Below are 16371 nucleotides of genomic sequence, written 5' to 3' on the forward strand. Positions count from 1 at the left end.
CACTGCCCTTTTCCTCTGTTGAAAAGGGCTTTATTTATTGGATTTTCAAGGTGCGAAACTTAAGTTATTAAGTTCCCGGGATGTAAAGTACAAAATAAAAGAAGTCGCTGAAATGGTAGGATTTACGGATCCGTTATATTTTAGTCGCCGATTTAAAGAACATATCGGTATATCTCCAAAAACATATCTAAATAAATTCATGAATAATCCATAGATTTTCATGAAAATGATATTCACAAAGGAATTCGCTCTGATACAATTAATAGTGATAATCATTATCAATGTTGTTTATGGAGAAGGATGTGTTATTTAGTGTTGAATAGTAGTGACGGATTATATGATATTACTATTGTTGGCGGAGGACCGGCAGGACTATTTGCGGCATTTTATGCAGGTTTACGTGAAATGAAAACGAAGATTATAGAAGCTGATAGTAAACTTGGTGGTAAAGTTCATGTATATCCACAAAAAATGGTTTGGGATGTAGGGGGACTAACTCCTTTGACTGGAAGAGAATTAATTGAGCAGTCTATTGAACAAGGACTTTCATTTAGCCCAACAATTGTATTAGATCAAGTTATAACAAGTATAGAAAAGAAGAATGACGGCACCTTTTTAGTTACGACAACTAAAGGAGATATCCATCATACCAAAACAGTAGTTATTGCAACTGGAGCAGGAGGCGTAATTCGACCAATGAAGCTTGAAGTGCCTAGAGCAACCGAATTTGAGAAGAAAAATCTCCACTATGAAGTACTTGATGTTAACGACTTTAGAGGAAAGTCATTGCTTATATCTGGTGGAGGTCCAACATCTATTGACTGGGGAAATGATTTATCTCCAATAGCAAAAGATATTACACTTATTTATCGTGGAGATGATTTAAAAGGTTTGGAAGCAACCAAAACAAAGCTTATTAATAATGGTGTGAATATTCTTTTTAATACGGAGATTTATGAATTAATTGGAGAAAACAATGTAAATGAAGTAGTACTTTATAATAATAAGAAACAAGAAACATTTTATATGGAAGTTGATGCAGTTCTAGTAAATCATGGTTATCATAAAAACAATCCTCTTCTTAAGGAAAACAGTAAATCAACAGGATTGGAATTAACCGAGCATTTCTATATTAAAAGTAATTCTATGGGGCATACGAATATACCTGGTATATATGGAGCAGGTGATTGTGTCTTGTATGATGGCAAATTGCAGCTGATTGCAGGTGCGTATCAGGATGCAACAAATGCAGTTAATGCTGCAAAGTTATATATTGAACCAGATGCTCATAAAGTGGCTCAAGTGTCCTCACACAATGATATTCTAGACGAAAGAAATAAAAAATATTTGTACGAACAAACAACTTAAACATTATATCAGGGGAGAAAAAAGCATGAAAAAAAATCTACTATTATTAATGAGTGCATTATTTTTAATTTTTCTAGTAGCATGTAATAATGAAAAAGGATCTGATAAAGCAGAAACAACTGATAAAGAAGTATCCAATGAGGAAACCCAAGATGAGGCAACATCTGATACGGATGAGACAAAAATCTTTACTACTGACAGTGGTGATGAGGTAGAGATACCGGCCAATCCTAAAAAAATTGTCGTACTTCATCCTGCATATGTAGGTGCATTAATTAAGTTTGGGCATAATCCTGTAGGTGTACCTTATTATGTTGACCAAGATGAGGTACTTAATGAAGCTACAGAGGGAATCGAGCGAATTGATCCTGAAGATGTTGAAGGTATTATTAATTTGGAACCAGATTTAATTATTGCTACGGCTACAGAACCTAACTTAAATAAGTTTCAACAAATTGCTCCTACAGTAACATTTGATGCAATGATTAGTACATATAAAGATAATACTAGGTTACTAGGAGAACTTGTCGGTGAAGAAGAACAGGCTCAAGCTTGGTTAGAAGAATGGGAAGGAAAAATGGCAGAGGATGCTAAGAAGTATGCTGATTTAATAGAAGGTAAGACACTTTCAATTTTTCAATCCACTCCTAAAGGGCTAATATCATTTAATACCGACTATGGGCGTGGCGGAGAAATATTATATGATGGATACGGATTTGTACAACCAGATACACTTGCTGAAATTACGAAGGATCAATTTAATGTTGAGCTGTCTACGGAGGAGTTGCCAGAATATGTTGGAGATTTCATTGTTTTAGCCACCATAGGAGATGAAGGAGCACCTGTAACCGAGACTAAAGTATGGGAAAATGCGGATGCAGTTCAAGCTGGAAGAGTAATTGAATTGGATTTATCAGTAACACGTTATAATGATCCGATATCATTAGAATTCCAACGAAAATTGATTAAAGAGCAACTTGATGCAATGGATTAAAGAACATATAACCTTTTCATAGAGATATCTTTATGAAAAGGTTTTTATCTATAAAACTGACCAAAGAGAGGGAGTAATATGAATCGACTAACAGGGAGCGGATTGACTATTGCATATGGTAATAAAATAATCATTGAGAACTTGGATATTGATAATCCGGATAAAAAAATCACTTCTATTATTGGTCCCAACGGTTGTGGAAAATCAACTTTATTGAACGCATTATGTAGACTTCTTCCAATTAAGAAAGGAAAAATACTTTTAGATGGTGATGATATAAATTCAATTGCATCAAAAGAAATTGCTAAAAAAATTTCAATTTTACCTCAATCTCCAGAGGTCGCAGATGGTCTAAGCGTTGGAGAACTCGTATCCTATGGAAGGTATCCTTATCAAAAAGGATTTGGAAGTTTATATGAGGATGATATTGATATTATAGAATGGGCTTTACGAGTCACTGGGATATCAGAGTTTAAATATAGGGCGATTAATGATTTGAGTGGTGGACAAAGACAGAGGGTATGGATTGCTATGGCTCTTGCGCAAAAAACAGACATTATTTTCTTAGATGAACCAACGACTTTCTTAGATATTGAACATCAGCTTGAAATTTTAGAATTAATTACAGAACTAAATCAAACGCAAAATACAACAATTGTTATGGTGCTTCACGACATTAATCAAGCAATTCGTTTTTCAGATTATATTATTACAATGAAAAAAGGAAAGGTTATTACACAAGGAAACATTGATGACGTGTTATCTAGTCAGTTACTTGCCAAAGTGTTCAATATTGATGCAGAGTTAAGTATAGATAAAAATACTGGAAAACCAATGATTACAAATTATCAATTAATGAAAAGAAAATATTCAAACGTATAAATTCATAAAGAAGTGAGTTAAAAAGGATGGGTTTTAAGGAAGAAGGTCAAATAAATTTTATTTTTATTTTTACTATCGCTTGTCTCTTGATGGTTATTATTTTTTTGTTGTCAATTATACTTGGGAGTGCGGAAATAAATATTCAAACAATTATTAATGCTATTTTCAATTATGACTCTACTGATATGAACCATAATATTATTGTGGATATTCGTATTCCTAGAGACATTGGTGCTTTACTTGTTGGCATGGCACTTGCAGTTTCAGGTGCTGGGATTCAGAGTGTGACAAGAAATAGTCTTGCTGATCCAGGCTTGATTGGTTTAAATTCCGGGGCTGCACTTGCGCTTGCACTAACATATGCTTTCTTACCTACCGTTTCATTTTCTATGTTAATTTTCACAAGTTTTTTAGGTGCAATGATTGGTGGAACGATGGTCATTATGATTGGGCGTTCAAGAAGAGATGGTTTTAACCCAATACGTTTAATTTTAGCAGGTGCTGCTGTCAGCGCATTGCTCAGTGCATTAAGTCAAGCAATAGCTCTTTATTTTAGGCTGAATCAATCCATTACTTTTTGGAGTTCTGGCGGTGTCTCCGGTACAACTTGGGAACAATTATATATAGGTTTTCCTGTCGTTATTATTGTAATCGTTATGTTTATTCTAATAAGCAGGCAATTATCTATTTTAAATTTGGGGGAATCAGTCGCGAAAGGACTTGGACAAAATGTTAAGCTTATCCAAGTATTCACAATGTTATTAAGTATGATGCTAGCAGGGATTGCGGTAGCAATTGTAGGGCAAGTTGCTTTTGTAGGATTAATGATCCCCCATATTGCTAGATTTTTAGTTGGTACGGATTATAAAAAGGTCATCCCATTAACAGTAGTTTTGGGAGGTAGCCTAGTTGTAGCTGCCGATACAGTTGCAAGGTTAATGGGTGAAGCACCTGTCAGTGCAATCATCTCTTTTATAGGTGTCCCTTATTTCTTATATTTAATTAAAAAAGGGGGACAAACGATATGATTGATCCACGATTAAAAAGAAAACAGTTAATTGTATTTATTATCTCATTATTCCTCCTTTTTTTAGCAATTACTTGGAGCATTACTTCCGGAGAATATAAAATGGCTGTAAATACATATTTAAAAACAATAATTGGACAGGGCGAATCTATGGATACTTTAATTTTAATGAATTTTAGAATGCCTAGAATGATTATTACTCTACTAGCTGGTATGTCTTTAAGCGTAAGTGGAGCAATCATCCAAAGTGTTACAAAAAATCCATTAGCCGAACCAGGTATTCTCGGTATAAATGCAGGTGGGGGATTTGCAATTGCTGTATTAATCATTATTGGACAAGTTAATCCAAATACATTTATTTATGTATTGCCACTTGTAAGTACGATTGGCGGTATATTAACTGCATTTTTAATTTTCTTGTTTAGTTATAATAAAGGTAAGGGAATCAGTCCTGCAAACATGGTTTTAATTGGTGTAGGATTATCTACTGCCTTATCCGGCGGTTCGATTACTATCATGCGAAAGTTCAATGAAGATCAGGCAGAATTTATTGCCACTTGGCTTGCAGGTAATATTTGGGGAGATGAATGGCCATTTGTCATCGCTTTTTTACCTTGGGTTTTAATAATTATTCCTTTCTTGTTTTTTAAATCAAATGTCTTAAATATCATTAATACACATGATCAAACGGCGAGAAGTCTCGGAGTCAGGCTAGATAGAGAAAGGATTATTTTATTATTAACAGCTGTTATCCTGTCCTCAGCTACAGTTGCAGTAGCTGGTTCAATTGGTTTTATCGGTTTAATGGGGCCACATATAGCTAAATCACTTGTTGGGCCACGACATCAGTTGTTCTTACCAATTGCATTATTGGTAGGTGCTTTTTTACTTGTGATTGCGGATACTATCGGTCAAGTAGTCATCTCTACGGGCACCATTCCTGCCGGGATTGTTGTAGCAATTATTGGCGCACCGTACTTCATATATTTAATGTATAAAACGCATTCTATTTAAAATTAATCAATATTCCTTGATTATTCAGCGCACTGACGGGATTCAGCGGTTTCAGTCTATAATTCAGCGATCTGACCGATTATTCAGCGCAAAGCCCATGACATTCAGCGGGATTTACAATAATTCAGCGAATTACAAAATTATTCAGCGCACTGACGCGATTCAGCGGTTTCAGTCTATAATTCAGCGATCTGACCGATTATTCAGCGCAAACCCCATGATATTCAGCGGGATTTTCAATTATTCAGCGAATTACAAAATTATTCAGCGCACTGATGCGATTCAGTGATTACAATCATCAGATAACCACCAAAAAAAAGTGCATTTTTTGTGGCTTATTTGGTGTGCCCTTAGAAATATTTTACATAGAAGTGTTTCACTGATTTTGTTTTCACACTATCCACCCAAGAATTTTTTTGTTCTTCTCGTTTCTTTGCGGATGACATTTTTTCGTTTTGCGTCCTTAACTTGCGGTTGCTTCGTGTAATGACCGTTTTTTTTGAAACTGCCTGATCTTGAAAAAGAAGGTCTGGACATCCTTTTTGACCAAAGAAATACCACTGATGGCCACCGCATCATTCGCATGTCTTTTTTCCAATCCCAAAAGCTCGTTGCGGTGTCGTTTATGATTTAGGCCAGCAGTGATTCAATTGGTAGGAGGATAATGACGAATAGAACTATTGACGGAAGAGCAGCAAATAATTAGTTGAACGAAAAACTAGGATTTCATTTTATTTAAAAAATGAATTCTAGTTTTTTTAGTTGGATTTTAATTTTGTATCGAAGTGTTCGATCCTCTGTAAGGAATTTAATATAAAAAACAAATCGTAATCATTCCTATTTACAAATCGTAATCATTACGATATAATTTGGAAACAACAAAATTTAAGAAAGGGAGTAGAGAATGAAATTCATTAAATCATTCGTATTTTTATTATTTTTAGTTTTTGTGACTGTGGGTTGTTCTTCAACAAATGAAGACACTAAATCGGATCTAACCATCTATACTACAGTCTATCCACTGCAATACATAGTGGAGGAAATTGGAGGGGATACGGTTACTGCTCATTCTGTTTATCCACCTGGAGCTGATGGACATACATATGAACCCACCTCTAAGGAAATGGGAGAGTTTGCTAGAAGTGATGCATTTATTTATATAGGTGAAGGTATGGAGGGGTTTGCCGAGAGTATCTCTAGTGCATTAGGTTCGCAAGATGTGAAGTTAATTGAGATTGGAAAACATGAGGAGCTTTTCCATCATGAACATGCCGACCATGATCACGATGGACACAACCACGAACACGGGGATGACCATGATCACGAAGGGGACGACCATGATCATGACGGAAATGATCACGAACATAGGGATGACCATGATCACGATGGACACAACCACGAACACGGGGATGACCATGATCACGAAGGGGACGACCATGATCATGACGGAAATGATCACGAACATAGGGATGACCATGATCACGATGGACACAACCACGAACACGGGGGTGACCATGATCACGATGGACACAACCACGAACACGGGGATGACCATGATCACGATGGACACAACCACGAACACGGGGGTGACCATGATCACGATGGACACAACCACGAACACGGGGATGACCATGATCACGATGGACACAACCACGAACACGGGGATGACCATGATCACGAAGGGGACGACCATGATCATGACGGAAACGATCACGAACACGGAGATGACCACGACCATGACGGACATGACCATCAAAATGATGGAGATGAAGCAACTACTGCAGTATCCATCAATGGGTTAGCTGATCATTACCATACAGGAGATACGATTGAACTTACTGCAAAACATAATGAGGACTCAGATTATGATCACTGGCACTGGTTTACACGTAATTCAGATTCAGAAGAATGGGAAATGGCAGAAGATCAAAATGAAGGTACTTATGAAGGAAAAGCTACTATTTCTGAACAGCAAATAAAGGCCGAGCTATATGATGACAATCATGAACTTGTTGCCGAATCAAATCCAGTAACGATTGTCATTGATGATCACGAAGATCATGATCCCCATATTTGGACTGATCCACTACGAGTCATTAAAGTTGCGGAAATAATAAAGGAGGAGCTAATTGAATTAAACCCTAATGAAGAAGCTCTTTACAACGAAAATTTTGATGCATTAAAAAGCAAATTAACAGAATTAGATGAAAGATACAAGAATCTACTTGATACAAAAGAAAATAAGCATATTATCGTTTCACATGCAGCTTTTGGTTATTGGGAAGAACGGTATGGTATCGAACAAATTCCAATTAGTGGGTTATCTTCTAGTGAGGAGCCATCACAAAAGGCATTGACTGAGGTTATAAAAGCTGCAGAAGAGTACAATTTAGATTACGTTCTTTACGAACAAAACAGCAAGAACCGTCTCTCTGAAATTATTCAAGACCAAATTGGTGCGGAAGCTGTAATGATTCACAACTTAGAAGTGAGAACAGAAGAAGATATTGAAAATGAGAAAGACTATATTGAACTAATGGATGATAATCTAAAAGTGCTTGATAAGACAACAAAGTAAGATGTTACTGGGGCTGGGCAATAACTAAAATGCTACCCTCAAAGACGAACAATGAATTACCTTAGCGGAGGAAATATACGTATACTTCTGCGGGAGGTCGGCTAGTGACGGTCACGTCCTGTGACCTACGCCGACACTAGAACATCGTGTTCGTCGAAAAGGCATCGGTGAGAACCTGCCCCGGCAAGGGGTATGCAGATGTTGGCCGCAAAGGGAGGTTTTAGTCTGCCCTCCTTAATGTACTCGAGGAAGCTCACCAGCCGCCGCCCTAAGGATAGCGAGAAGTATATTTCCGGAGCGGGTTTGCACCATAGTAGTTCGGCTTTTTCTTTGGTAAAAACACTTTTGTCCCAGCCCCATTTAAATAAGGGTTTTCCAGCTACTGTTTTTGAAGCTGTCACAATGGATCAAGTGGATATGGGTTAATATGCTTACAACAATATTGGTAATCTATCTGTGGACAAAAAAATAGTGAAAAGTTCTTGGATGACACTACATCATAGATCGATTCAGAAGAAAGATTTATTATACTTTGAGCAAAATGTATGAAAGAAGGCGTGTATGACATGATTCGTAATAAAATACCGATAACAATTTTAACAGGCTTTTTAGGTGCTGGAAAAACAACATTATTAAATCGGATACTTAAAGACAATTCAAATGAAAATGCAGCTGTAATCGTAAATGAATTTGGTGATTTATCGATTGATAGTGCGCTCATCATGAATACAAAAGAAGAAATTATTGAGATTAATAGTGGTTGTATTTGTTGTAATGTTAGAGGAGACTTAATTTCTATTTTATCAACCTTACTCAAACGATTTATAAAAGAAGAAATACATATTAATCGCGTTATCATTGAGACAACAGGGCTCGCAAATCCAGCTCCTGTTATTCAAACGTTTTTGATGGATGATCTCATGGCAAGTTGGTTTGAAATAGACAGTGTTTGTACTGTCTTAGACTCAAAACATATCTTGCAACATATTGATATAGAAACTGCTCTTGAACAAATCGCATTTGCAGATGTGTTGATCTTTAATAAAGTAGAACTCATTGATAAACAAGAATTAGATGGGTTAAAAGCAAGAATTATTGGCATAAACCCAAATGCAAAGATGTTGTTCTCTTCTAATTGTGAAATTGATATAAAAGAAATAATAGATATAAAGTCTTTTGAGTTAGGAAATAAGCTTAAAATTAATCCGCAATTGTTAAAAAACGAACATCGTCATCAACATAATGATGATATTAATTCTTTTATATTTACCGATGAACGTCCTCTTAATTTGGATAAAATTAATAAATGGTTTAGCTATCTCGTGCAAATAAAAGGGGAAAGTCTGTATCGCTATAAAGGTATTCTTCATATTGCGGATAGGAAGGAACGAGTTGTTTTTCAGGGGGTCCATATGTTGTTTTCGGGAACGAGTGACCGAAAGTGGAAAAAAGATGAAGCTAAGCTCAGCAAAATTGTTTTGATTGGAAAAAACTTAAATAAACTTGAATTAGAAAAAGGTTTTGAATATTGTGTTGCAGCACAAAGATAAGAATAAAGCGCTGCACGGAGAGTGGTGAAAATGTGAATTCAAAATTATTATTACCTTTTTTACTTAGTTTCTTTCATTGTGGTTAGTTTGTTTAATTTTTTTAAGAGTGTTACATAGATTCGGACAGAAGTATACTTCGGAAAACACTTAGAAAAAAGATATCATAATCGCTAATTCAATGTATTGTAATTATATTTACTTTAGTTCTACTTAGTAGATTTATGTAAAGTAGAAAAATCGGAATTTTCCATAAATCATAACTTCAGTTTTAATGAGAGGGAGAAAACTAGTTGTCGAATTCCCGGATTATGAAGTGGGTTTCCGGGACTAGAACTGTTTCTAGCTATTCCTATTGTTGGTGGATCTATCGTGATTAGTACTTGGTATATTGCTCTTATTATTGCATCACTTGTAATAGCGATAAATGCTCAAACATCAAAGGTTGGAAACATATTAGGAATTGTACCATCTTGCTTAGCTTGGATTCCATTAGTTGGTTGGTTTTTACACTTAGTGATAGGAATTATTATAGCGATTGATGCATCTTAAAGAGACGAGGTAATCATTCCATGAACAAGGCATAAAGACTTGCCTTGTTTTTGCGATAGTATTAAAAATAAATCATTGATATTTTAGTTGTAATACTGTATTATAATTTTAACGCTTACATTTTAGATCGATCTAACCGTGAAGGGAAGATGGTCACTCAAATGTATAAATAATTTCAGCTCTGAAATTAGATCGATCCAACTAATAAAAGGAGGATTTTTCATGTCACAACCTCAGTTTTCATTAGCATATTTAACAGTATTGAATACGCCGCCGCCGGAAATGACGTATATGGCTGCACGTGCGGGGTATGATTTTGTAAGTTTACGCCCGATTTATATGGGATTACCAGGTGAACCGAATTTTTCCTTGGCTAAAAATAAAGCACTTCTTCGTGATACAAAAACAGCATTAAAAGATACTGGATTACAATTACTTGATATTGAACTAGCTCGGATCGCAGATGGCATTGATCCGAGTCAGTATGAGCCTGAGATGGAAGTTGCTGCTGAACTTGGTGGGCGTCATGTGTTGAGTAGTATATGGACAGATAATAAAGAAGAAGCAATTGATAAGTTTACAAAGCTTTGTGATTTAGCTGCTCAGTATGAACTTACTGTTGAGTTAGAGTATGTGCCAATTGCAAGCGTTTCAAATTTAGCTGGTGTAATGGATGTCTTAAATACTGTAAATAAAGCGAATGCCGGGCTGATGATTGATATTCATCATTTCCATCGTGCACATGGTACAGTTGAAGATTTGAAAAAAGTACCTAAAGAATGGTTCCGTTTTCTCCATCTCTGTGATGCGCCTGGTATCATTCCATCTGATCGCGATGAAATGGTTCGTATCGTACGAGAAGCTCGTTCATATGTCGGGGAAGGCGGAATTGATGTAGCAAGCATTATTAATAGTATCCCGCAAGTGCCATATTCAATTGAATTGCCAAATAAGCGACAATCTGAATTACTTGGCTACGAAGAATTTGCTCGCCGTTGTCTCGTGACAGCGAAAGAATATTTTGCCAAACATCCTCGCCAGCAGAAGGTTAATAGCTAACTAGGGTTATGGTATACTATCGATAAGGAAAAATGAAACGGAGTGTAACAAGATGACGACAGAAATTTTTGCAAATAAAAAAGCGCCATATGTTTGTACACCTTTAACAGGAATAACAAAGGCCGAAATTCTTGAGCAATTAGATAAAATTTTGCCACAGGAGCCAGATCTTATTGAATGGAGAGCAGATTTTTTAACAGATTTAACTGATGTTGAACTTGTGGTAGGACTCGTTCAAGAAATCAAAGGTAAAACAGACATCCCATTATTATTTACTATTCGGGCAGAGCATGAAGGTGGGGAAAAAATTACGTTAACCGAAGAAGATAAAGTATCTTTAATTAGCAAGGTTTGTAAACAAACAGATGTTGATTTCGTTGATTATGAAACGTCAAATGAAGATAAGTATTTAAAAACGTTACGTGATATTTCTAAAGAAAACAATAAACAATTAATTTTATCTTATCATAATTTTAAAGTGACTCCGGATAATGATGAGATCATTGAACGTGCTCGTCAGGCGGAGGCTTATGGAGCGGATATAGCAAAGTTTGCGGTAATGCCAAACTCAAAAGAAGATGTACTTCGTCTGCTTGAAATAACAAAAACAATTGACGATATGCTTGAAGTACCAGTAGTGACCATGTCAATGGGCGATCTTGGCGGATTAAGCCGTATCGTTGGCTGGGCTTATGGTTCAATTATTACGTTTGGTGTCGGTGTAGAGTTATCCGCGCCAGGACAAATTCCGGTTAAAAAATTGCGTGAAGCGATTCAGTTAACGCAAGATTTAGTACCTAGCTGGGAGTAGAAGTGATTAGGGTGCGAAAGTTCTTTATTTAAAGAAATGTCGAGTCTGAAGCAATGTGACTTACTTGCGGTTCAGTTTGCGTTTTGATATTGGGTATAAAATAAGGCTGGGGACAGGGGAACTTGTCCTCTTTTTCATCTTATGAAACATGCTACAATGGATGTGAAGGAGAGGTGGTATCAATGTTTAAAAAGATAATATGGACCTTCATTATTGTGATTGTAGCATTAATTGGATGGTTTACTTATATTGTTTATACTGATTTTTCAGCTTCTGAACAACCTGTTACGGAAGAACCGGCTGAAACCGAAACAGAATCTCCTCAAGAAGAGGGAGAAGAAGAACCGATTTTACTGAATGAACAGGGAGATGAAGATAAAAATCCTTTTAATACAACAATGAAACAGGAAGAAGTAACCGAAGAGGTGATGAGAGATTTCATTCATAAAATGTCTCATCAAAAAATAGAAGCTGAAGCAAAATGGGGATTAATTGAAATCACAGATGAACGGATTGACTGGTTACTAAAAAGCGTAGATAAAACAAAAGAACCTCTACAACATAAAGAAGTGTACAAAAAAATTTTAACACGTTGGGCGGATGGTGACTTTTCGCATGCTGTCGAAGATCATAATACGATCTGGGAAATGCAAGGTGGAAATATCGGCGAAGCCATTAGATTGTTAACCGCAGAAGAAGAGAAGGCATATTTGGAAAGTAAAAGAAAATAAGTTCACGAGAAAATTGAGTGCGCTTACTATTTTACATCCCATCAATTGAATAGTAAAAAAAATAGACGCCGATGTTTTAATAGAAAGGAAGATTCGATGAGTGAAAATATAATGAGTAACAACCCATATTGGGATCATATCGGCTTAAAAGAAGTTGAACTTAATGATGGTCACTCTGTTCTTGAATTGCCCGTTATTCATGAAATTACACAGAGTCAAAAACGGTTCATGGCGGAGTGATTGCAAGTCTTGTCGATGCAGCGGTTGGGGATGCCCTCAGGTCACAAGTTGAAAAAGGGATGGGCGGTGTGACGGTTGAAATGAAGGTCAATTATTTGCGCCCGGCTGTCGGAGAAACGCTAATTGCTAAAGGGCGAGTAGTCAAACAAGGAAAATCAAAATCACTCATCGTCGGCGAAGCAGTCATTGAGAATGACCAAGGCGAAGAAGTTGCAATTGGCCTGGCAACCTATATGATGAAACCGAGAGAATAATTAGAAAGAAGGGATAAAATGACAAAAAAAATAACGATCAGAGGTACAGATTTAGAAGTGAATCCAATTGGACTTGGTACGAATTCAGTTGGAGGACAAAAATATTATCCGAATATTACAGATGATGATGGACGAGCATTTTTAAAAACGGCGATTGAACATGGAGTAGACTTCTGGGATACTGCATTTACATACGGTCCAAAGCGGTCCGAAGAAATTATCGGCGAAGTGCTGGAGGAAACGGGTGAGCGGAAAAATATTGTTCTAGCTTCAAAAGCGGCACATAAATTTGTTGAAGAAAAGACGGTGTTTGATAATTCCCCTGCATTTTTGAAACAAGCTGTGGAAGATAGTTTGAAACGGTTGCGAACGGACTATATTGATCTGTTTTACATTCATTTTCCGGATGAGGACACGCCAAAATATGAGGCGGTTGGTGCGTTAAAGGAATTAAAAGATAAGGGAATAATTCGTGCGATTGGTGTGTCGAATTTTTCACTCGATCAGCTGAAAGAAGCGAACCGTGATGGGTATGTCGATGTGTATCAAGGACTGTATAATTTGATTGAGCGGGAAAATGAGCAAGAATTGTTTCCGTATACGATTGAAAACGACATTTCATTTGTACCGTTTTTCCCATTTGCATCTGGGTTACTTGCAGGAAAGTATACGGAGGACACAACTTTTCCAAAGGGAGATACCCGTTTATCTAAGCCGCATTTCCAAGGAGAGGCATTTAAAAAACATTTAGAAAAAGTTGATAAGCTACGTGCGATTGCGGAGGCAAAAGATGCGGAAGTGGCGCATATTGTCCTCGCTTGGTATTTGACGCGTGATGCGATTGATGTTGTAATTCCGGGAGTGAAGCACAGTGATCAGGTGATTAGTAATTTACAAACGCTTGAACTGGAGTTGACAAAGGAAGAGATTAATAAAATAAATGAATTCTTTCGTTAAAGAGATAATGCTTCCAAGGTTGTCTCTAGGATATTAAAACCATGGCTAAAAAATTTAATTCGTTCATTATAATTATTAGGATGGAAATATAAAATATTAAAATTTACTTAGTGTTATTATGATTTAAGCTTATTGCTACAATAATTTTAAGTCAATGTTTAAAGTTTAATTTTTTATTCTATACAAGGGGGATTATTTATGATTGGAGTTGTGGCGCCGTATTCTGATTTTAAAAAAGAAATTAAACAAATTGCTTCTAGCATGACAATACCGATAGTGGTAGAAGTGGGAGCATTACAAGCAGGGTTATCAAAAGCAAAGCAAATGATTCGCAATCATGAAGTGAAAGTGATTGTTGCCCGTGGTGTTACAGCAAATTTCTTAAAGTCAAAACTCGATATTCCAATAATAAAAATAGATGTAACGAATTACGATATTGTCCGAACAATAAATGATGCTAAAAAAATTGATAAGTCTATAGTTTTAATCGATCATTTTGAAAGTTCTCGTCGTATTGACCTCAGTACAATTAGTGAAATGCTTAATGTCGATATAGACTTAAAGTTATATGAAAATGAAAGAGATATTTCTAACCATATTCATGAAGTAGCAAAGACAAAAGAAAATAAACCAATTGTAGGAACTGCAGAGTGTATGAGACATACTGCCGGTAAAATTGGAGTGCAATCATTTATAGTGTTCTCACAGACTGATTCGATGACTGAATCTCTTTTAAGAGCTCAAGAATCATTAGAATACTTTTCAAAGGAAAGAAAAAAGCAAAAACATTTACAGTCAATTATTTCAAGTGCATTTGATGGTGTAATATCTATGAATTCTAAAGGGATAATAACTGTTTGTAATGATGTCGCAGCAAATTATCTTGGAATCCACTCAAAAGATATTATTAATAGAAAGGCAAAAAATATCCAATTAATGCTATTTAAAAAACTTGTTGGTGATTATTCACCTGCTTCCAAGCAAATCATTAAAAATGGAAATAAAAGTTATGTATTGAATCGCGTACGTTTAGGCGAGAAAAGTATGGTAATCACTTTCCAAGAAACTGAATCATTTTTAGTAATTAATGATGATATTAGAAGTGAACTTTACCAGCGGAGATTTTTTGCTAAGCATAAATTTGATGATATTATTTATCGGGGTAACAAAATGGAACAAGTAATAGCATTGGGGAAAGCTTATGCAAATTCAGAAAGCAATATTTTAGTTTATGGAGAAAGTGGGATTGGTAAAGAGTTAATGGCACAAAGTATACATAATGAAAGTAAACGAAAAACAGGTCCGTTTATTGCGGTGAATTGTGCTGCACTACCAGAAAATTTACTAGAAAGTGAATTGTTTGGTTACGAAGAAGGAGCTTTTACCGGTGCAAAAAAAGGTGGGAAACCGGGTTTGTTTGAAATGGCTCACGGTGGGACCATATTTTTAGATGAAATTGGAGATATATCACCTACTCTGCAAGCGAGATTACTAAGAGTTCTTCAGGAAAAAGAGGTTCGCCGTATTGGAGGCGAGCGAATATTATCAGTTGATTTCCGTGTAATTTCTGCGACGAATAAAAATTTAATCCAGTCGGTAGAAAAGGAAGAATTTAGAAGGGATTTATATTATCGATTAAATGTTTTACATCTTTTTATTCCAGCTTTACGTCACCGTAGAGAGGATATAGAAATATTGCTTGATACATTTTTAGAAAAGCATGGTGTAAATTCTAGAATCATATCAGAAACAACAAGGAGACTGTTAATTCAATATGATTGGCCAGGAAACATTCGAGAAATGGAAAATTTTATTGAACGGGTGTCCGCTGTAGATGATCATTATAAAGGGACTATTATCAATCTATTAGATAAAAAATACCAAGAAGAAAAGAGTGCCAAAAAGGATAATAATGATTTAGAAAGTGAGTATTTGACAATCAAAGTAGAAAGCATGGAAGGAATGGAAAGACAAATTATTGCTGAACTATTAATTAGACATGACGGAAATCGTTCTAGTTTAGCAGAAGTATTAGGAATTAGTCGCACGACGCTTTGGAAACGAATGAAAGAACAAGCCCAAGTAAAATAATTCCATCTATTTGATAACGCTATCTTCATTTGATAGCGTTTTTGTTTTTTAAAATAAAAAACGTGTTCAATAATGTAACAAAAACTGTTCACTAAAAAAATAGAATGTTCGTAATTTGAACAAAAAGAAAAAATGCTTAATTTCTTTAATTAAAAAAATTAAACTTTAATTTAAAATATATAGAGTTTTGTTGATAACGCTGATAAAATATAATATTTAAAAAATTCATACCCGAAAAAAACCTATTTTCGGATATGTTGGCACGA

Annotated in this window: 17 protein-coding genes; all 17 read left to right on the forward strand. The window is 35.7% G+C overall.

Annotated elements, in window-relative coordinates:
- Positions 1 to 37: 37 nt before the first annotated feature.
- The 17 genes from SPD89_RS22840 to SPD89_RS02795 all read left to right on the forward strand — a co-directional run bounded on the left by SPD89_RS22840 (position 38) and on the right by SPD89_RS02795 (position 16105).
- On the forward strand, positions 38 to 214 hold the full coding sequence (locus SPD89_RS22840; RefSeq protein WP_442961027.1) for an AraC family transcriptional regulator: 177 nt from the start codon (positions 38 to 40) through the stop codon (positions 212 to 214).
- 98 nt (positions 215 to 312) lie between these two features.
- A complete protein-coding gene (locus tag SPD89_RS02720; protein ID WP_336260428.1) occupies positions 313 to 1368 on the forward strand; it encodes an NAD(P)/FAD-dependent oxidoreductase in 1056 nt (351 codons plus the stop codon).
- Positions 1369 to 1393: 25 nt separating this feature from the next.
- Complete coding sequence (locus SPD89_RS02725; RefSeq protein ID WP_336260429.1) at positions 1394 to 2362, forward strand: ABC transporter substrate-binding protein; 969 nt, start codon at positions 1394 to 1396, stop codon at positions 2360 to 2362.
- A 78-nt stretch (positions 2363 to 2440) separates the two neighbouring features.
- Positions 2441 to 3244 carry an ABC transporter ATP-binding protein gene (locus tag SPD89_RS02730; RefSeq protein ID WP_336260430.1) on the forward strand — a complete coding sequence of 268 codons (804 nt, stop codon included), beginning with the start codon at positions 2441 to 2443 and terminating at the stop codon, positions 3242 to 3244.
- Positions 3245 to 3270: 26 nt separating this feature from the next.
- Positions 3271 to 4272, forward strand: coding sequence for a FecCD family ABC transporter permease (locus tag SPD89_RS02735; protein ID WP_336260431.1), 1002 nt, complete (start codon positions 3271 to 3273; stop codon positions 4270 to 4272).
- Positions 4269 to 5285 (forward strand): FecCD family ABC transporter permease, encoded by a 1017-nt coding sequence (locus SPD89_RS02740; RefSeq protein WP_336260432.1) that lies wholly within the window; start codon positions 4269 to 4271, stop codon positions 5283 to 5285. Before SPD89_RS02735 ends, SPD89_RS02740 begins: the two co-directional genes overlap by 4 nt.
- Positions 5286 to 6189: 904 nt before the next feature.
- A complete protein-coding gene (locus SPD89_RS02745; RefSeq protein ID WP_336260433.1) occupies positions 6190 to 7863 on the forward strand; it encodes a metal ABC transporter solute-binding protein, Zn/Mn family in 1674 nt (557 codons plus the stop codon).
- 198 nt (positions 7864 to 8061) lie between these two features.
- Positions 8062 to 8289, forward strand: coding sequence for a hypothetical protein (locus SPD89_RS02750; RefSeq protein ID WP_336260434.1), 228 nt, complete (start codon positions 8062 to 8064; stop codon positions 8287 to 8289).
- Between the two features lie 140 nt (positions 8290 to 8429).
- Positions 8430 to 9413: a CobW family GTP-binding protein gene (locus tag SPD89_RS02755; RefSeq protein ID WP_336260435.1), complete on the forward strand. Its 984-nt coding sequence runs from the start codon at positions 8430 to 8432 to the stop codon at positions 9411 to 9413.
- 369 nt (positions 9414 to 9782) lie between these two features.
- Entirely contained in the window at positions 9783 to 9962 is a 180-nt protein-coding gene (locus SPD89_RS02760) for a hypothetical protein (protein ID WP_336260436.1), read from the forward strand.
- Between the two features lie 222 nt (positions 9963 to 10184).
- Positions 10185 to 11021 (forward strand): sugar phosphate isomerase/epimerase family protein, encoded by an 837-nt coding sequence (locus SPD89_RS02765; RefSeq protein ID WP_336260437.1) that lies wholly within the window; start codon positions 10185 to 10187, stop codon positions 11019 to 11021.
- Between the two features lie 52 nt (positions 11022 to 11073).
- Positions 11074 to 11832 carry a type I 3-dehydroquinate dehydratase gene (gene aroD / locus SPD89_RS02770; protein ID WP_336260438.1) on the forward strand — a complete coding sequence of 253 codons (759 nt, stop codon included), beginning with the start codon at positions 11074 to 11076 and terminating at the stop codon, positions 11830 to 11832.
- A 182-nt stretch (positions 11833 to 12014) separates the two neighbouring features.
- Positions 12015 to 12563: a DUF6241 domain-containing protein gene (locus SPD89_RS02775; RefSeq protein WP_336260439.1), complete on the forward strand. Its 549-nt coding sequence runs from the start codon at positions 12015 to 12017 to the stop codon at positions 12561 to 12563.
- A gap of 96 nt (positions 12564 to 12659) precedes the next feature.
- Complete coding sequence (locus SPD89_RS02780; RefSeq protein WP_336260440.1) at positions 12660 to 12803, forward strand: hypothetical protein; 144 nt, start codon at positions 12660 to 12662, stop codon at positions 12801 to 12803.
- Positions 12800 to 13057: a PaaI family thioesterase gene (locus tag SPD89_RS02785; RefSeq protein WP_336260441.1), complete on the forward strand. Its 258-nt coding sequence runs from the start codon at positions 12800 to 12802 to the stop codon at positions 13055 to 13057. The genes SPD89_RS02780 and SPD89_RS02785 overlap by 4 nt, the downstream gene beginning before the upstream one ends.
- A gap of 18 nt (positions 13058 to 13075) precedes the next feature.
- On the forward strand, positions 13076 to 14014 hold the full coding sequence (locus tag SPD89_RS02790; protein WP_336260442.1) for an aldo/keto reductase: 939 nt from the start codon (positions 13076 to 13078) through the stop codon (positions 14012 to 14014).
- Between the two features lie 198 nt (positions 14015 to 14212).
- Positions 14213 to 16105 (forward strand): sigma 54-interacting transcriptional regulator, encoded by a 1893-nt coding sequence (locus SPD89_RS02795; protein ID WP_336260443.1) that lies wholly within the window; start codon positions 14213 to 14215, stop codon positions 16103 to 16105.
- Positions 16106 to 16371: the final 266 nt, after the last annotated feature.

The sequence above is a fragment of the Pseudogracilibacillus sp. SO30301A genome, from assembly GCF_037072025.1.
Taxonomy (GTDB): Bacteria; Bacillota; Bacilli; order Bacillales; family Amphibacillaceae; genus Pseudogracilibacillus.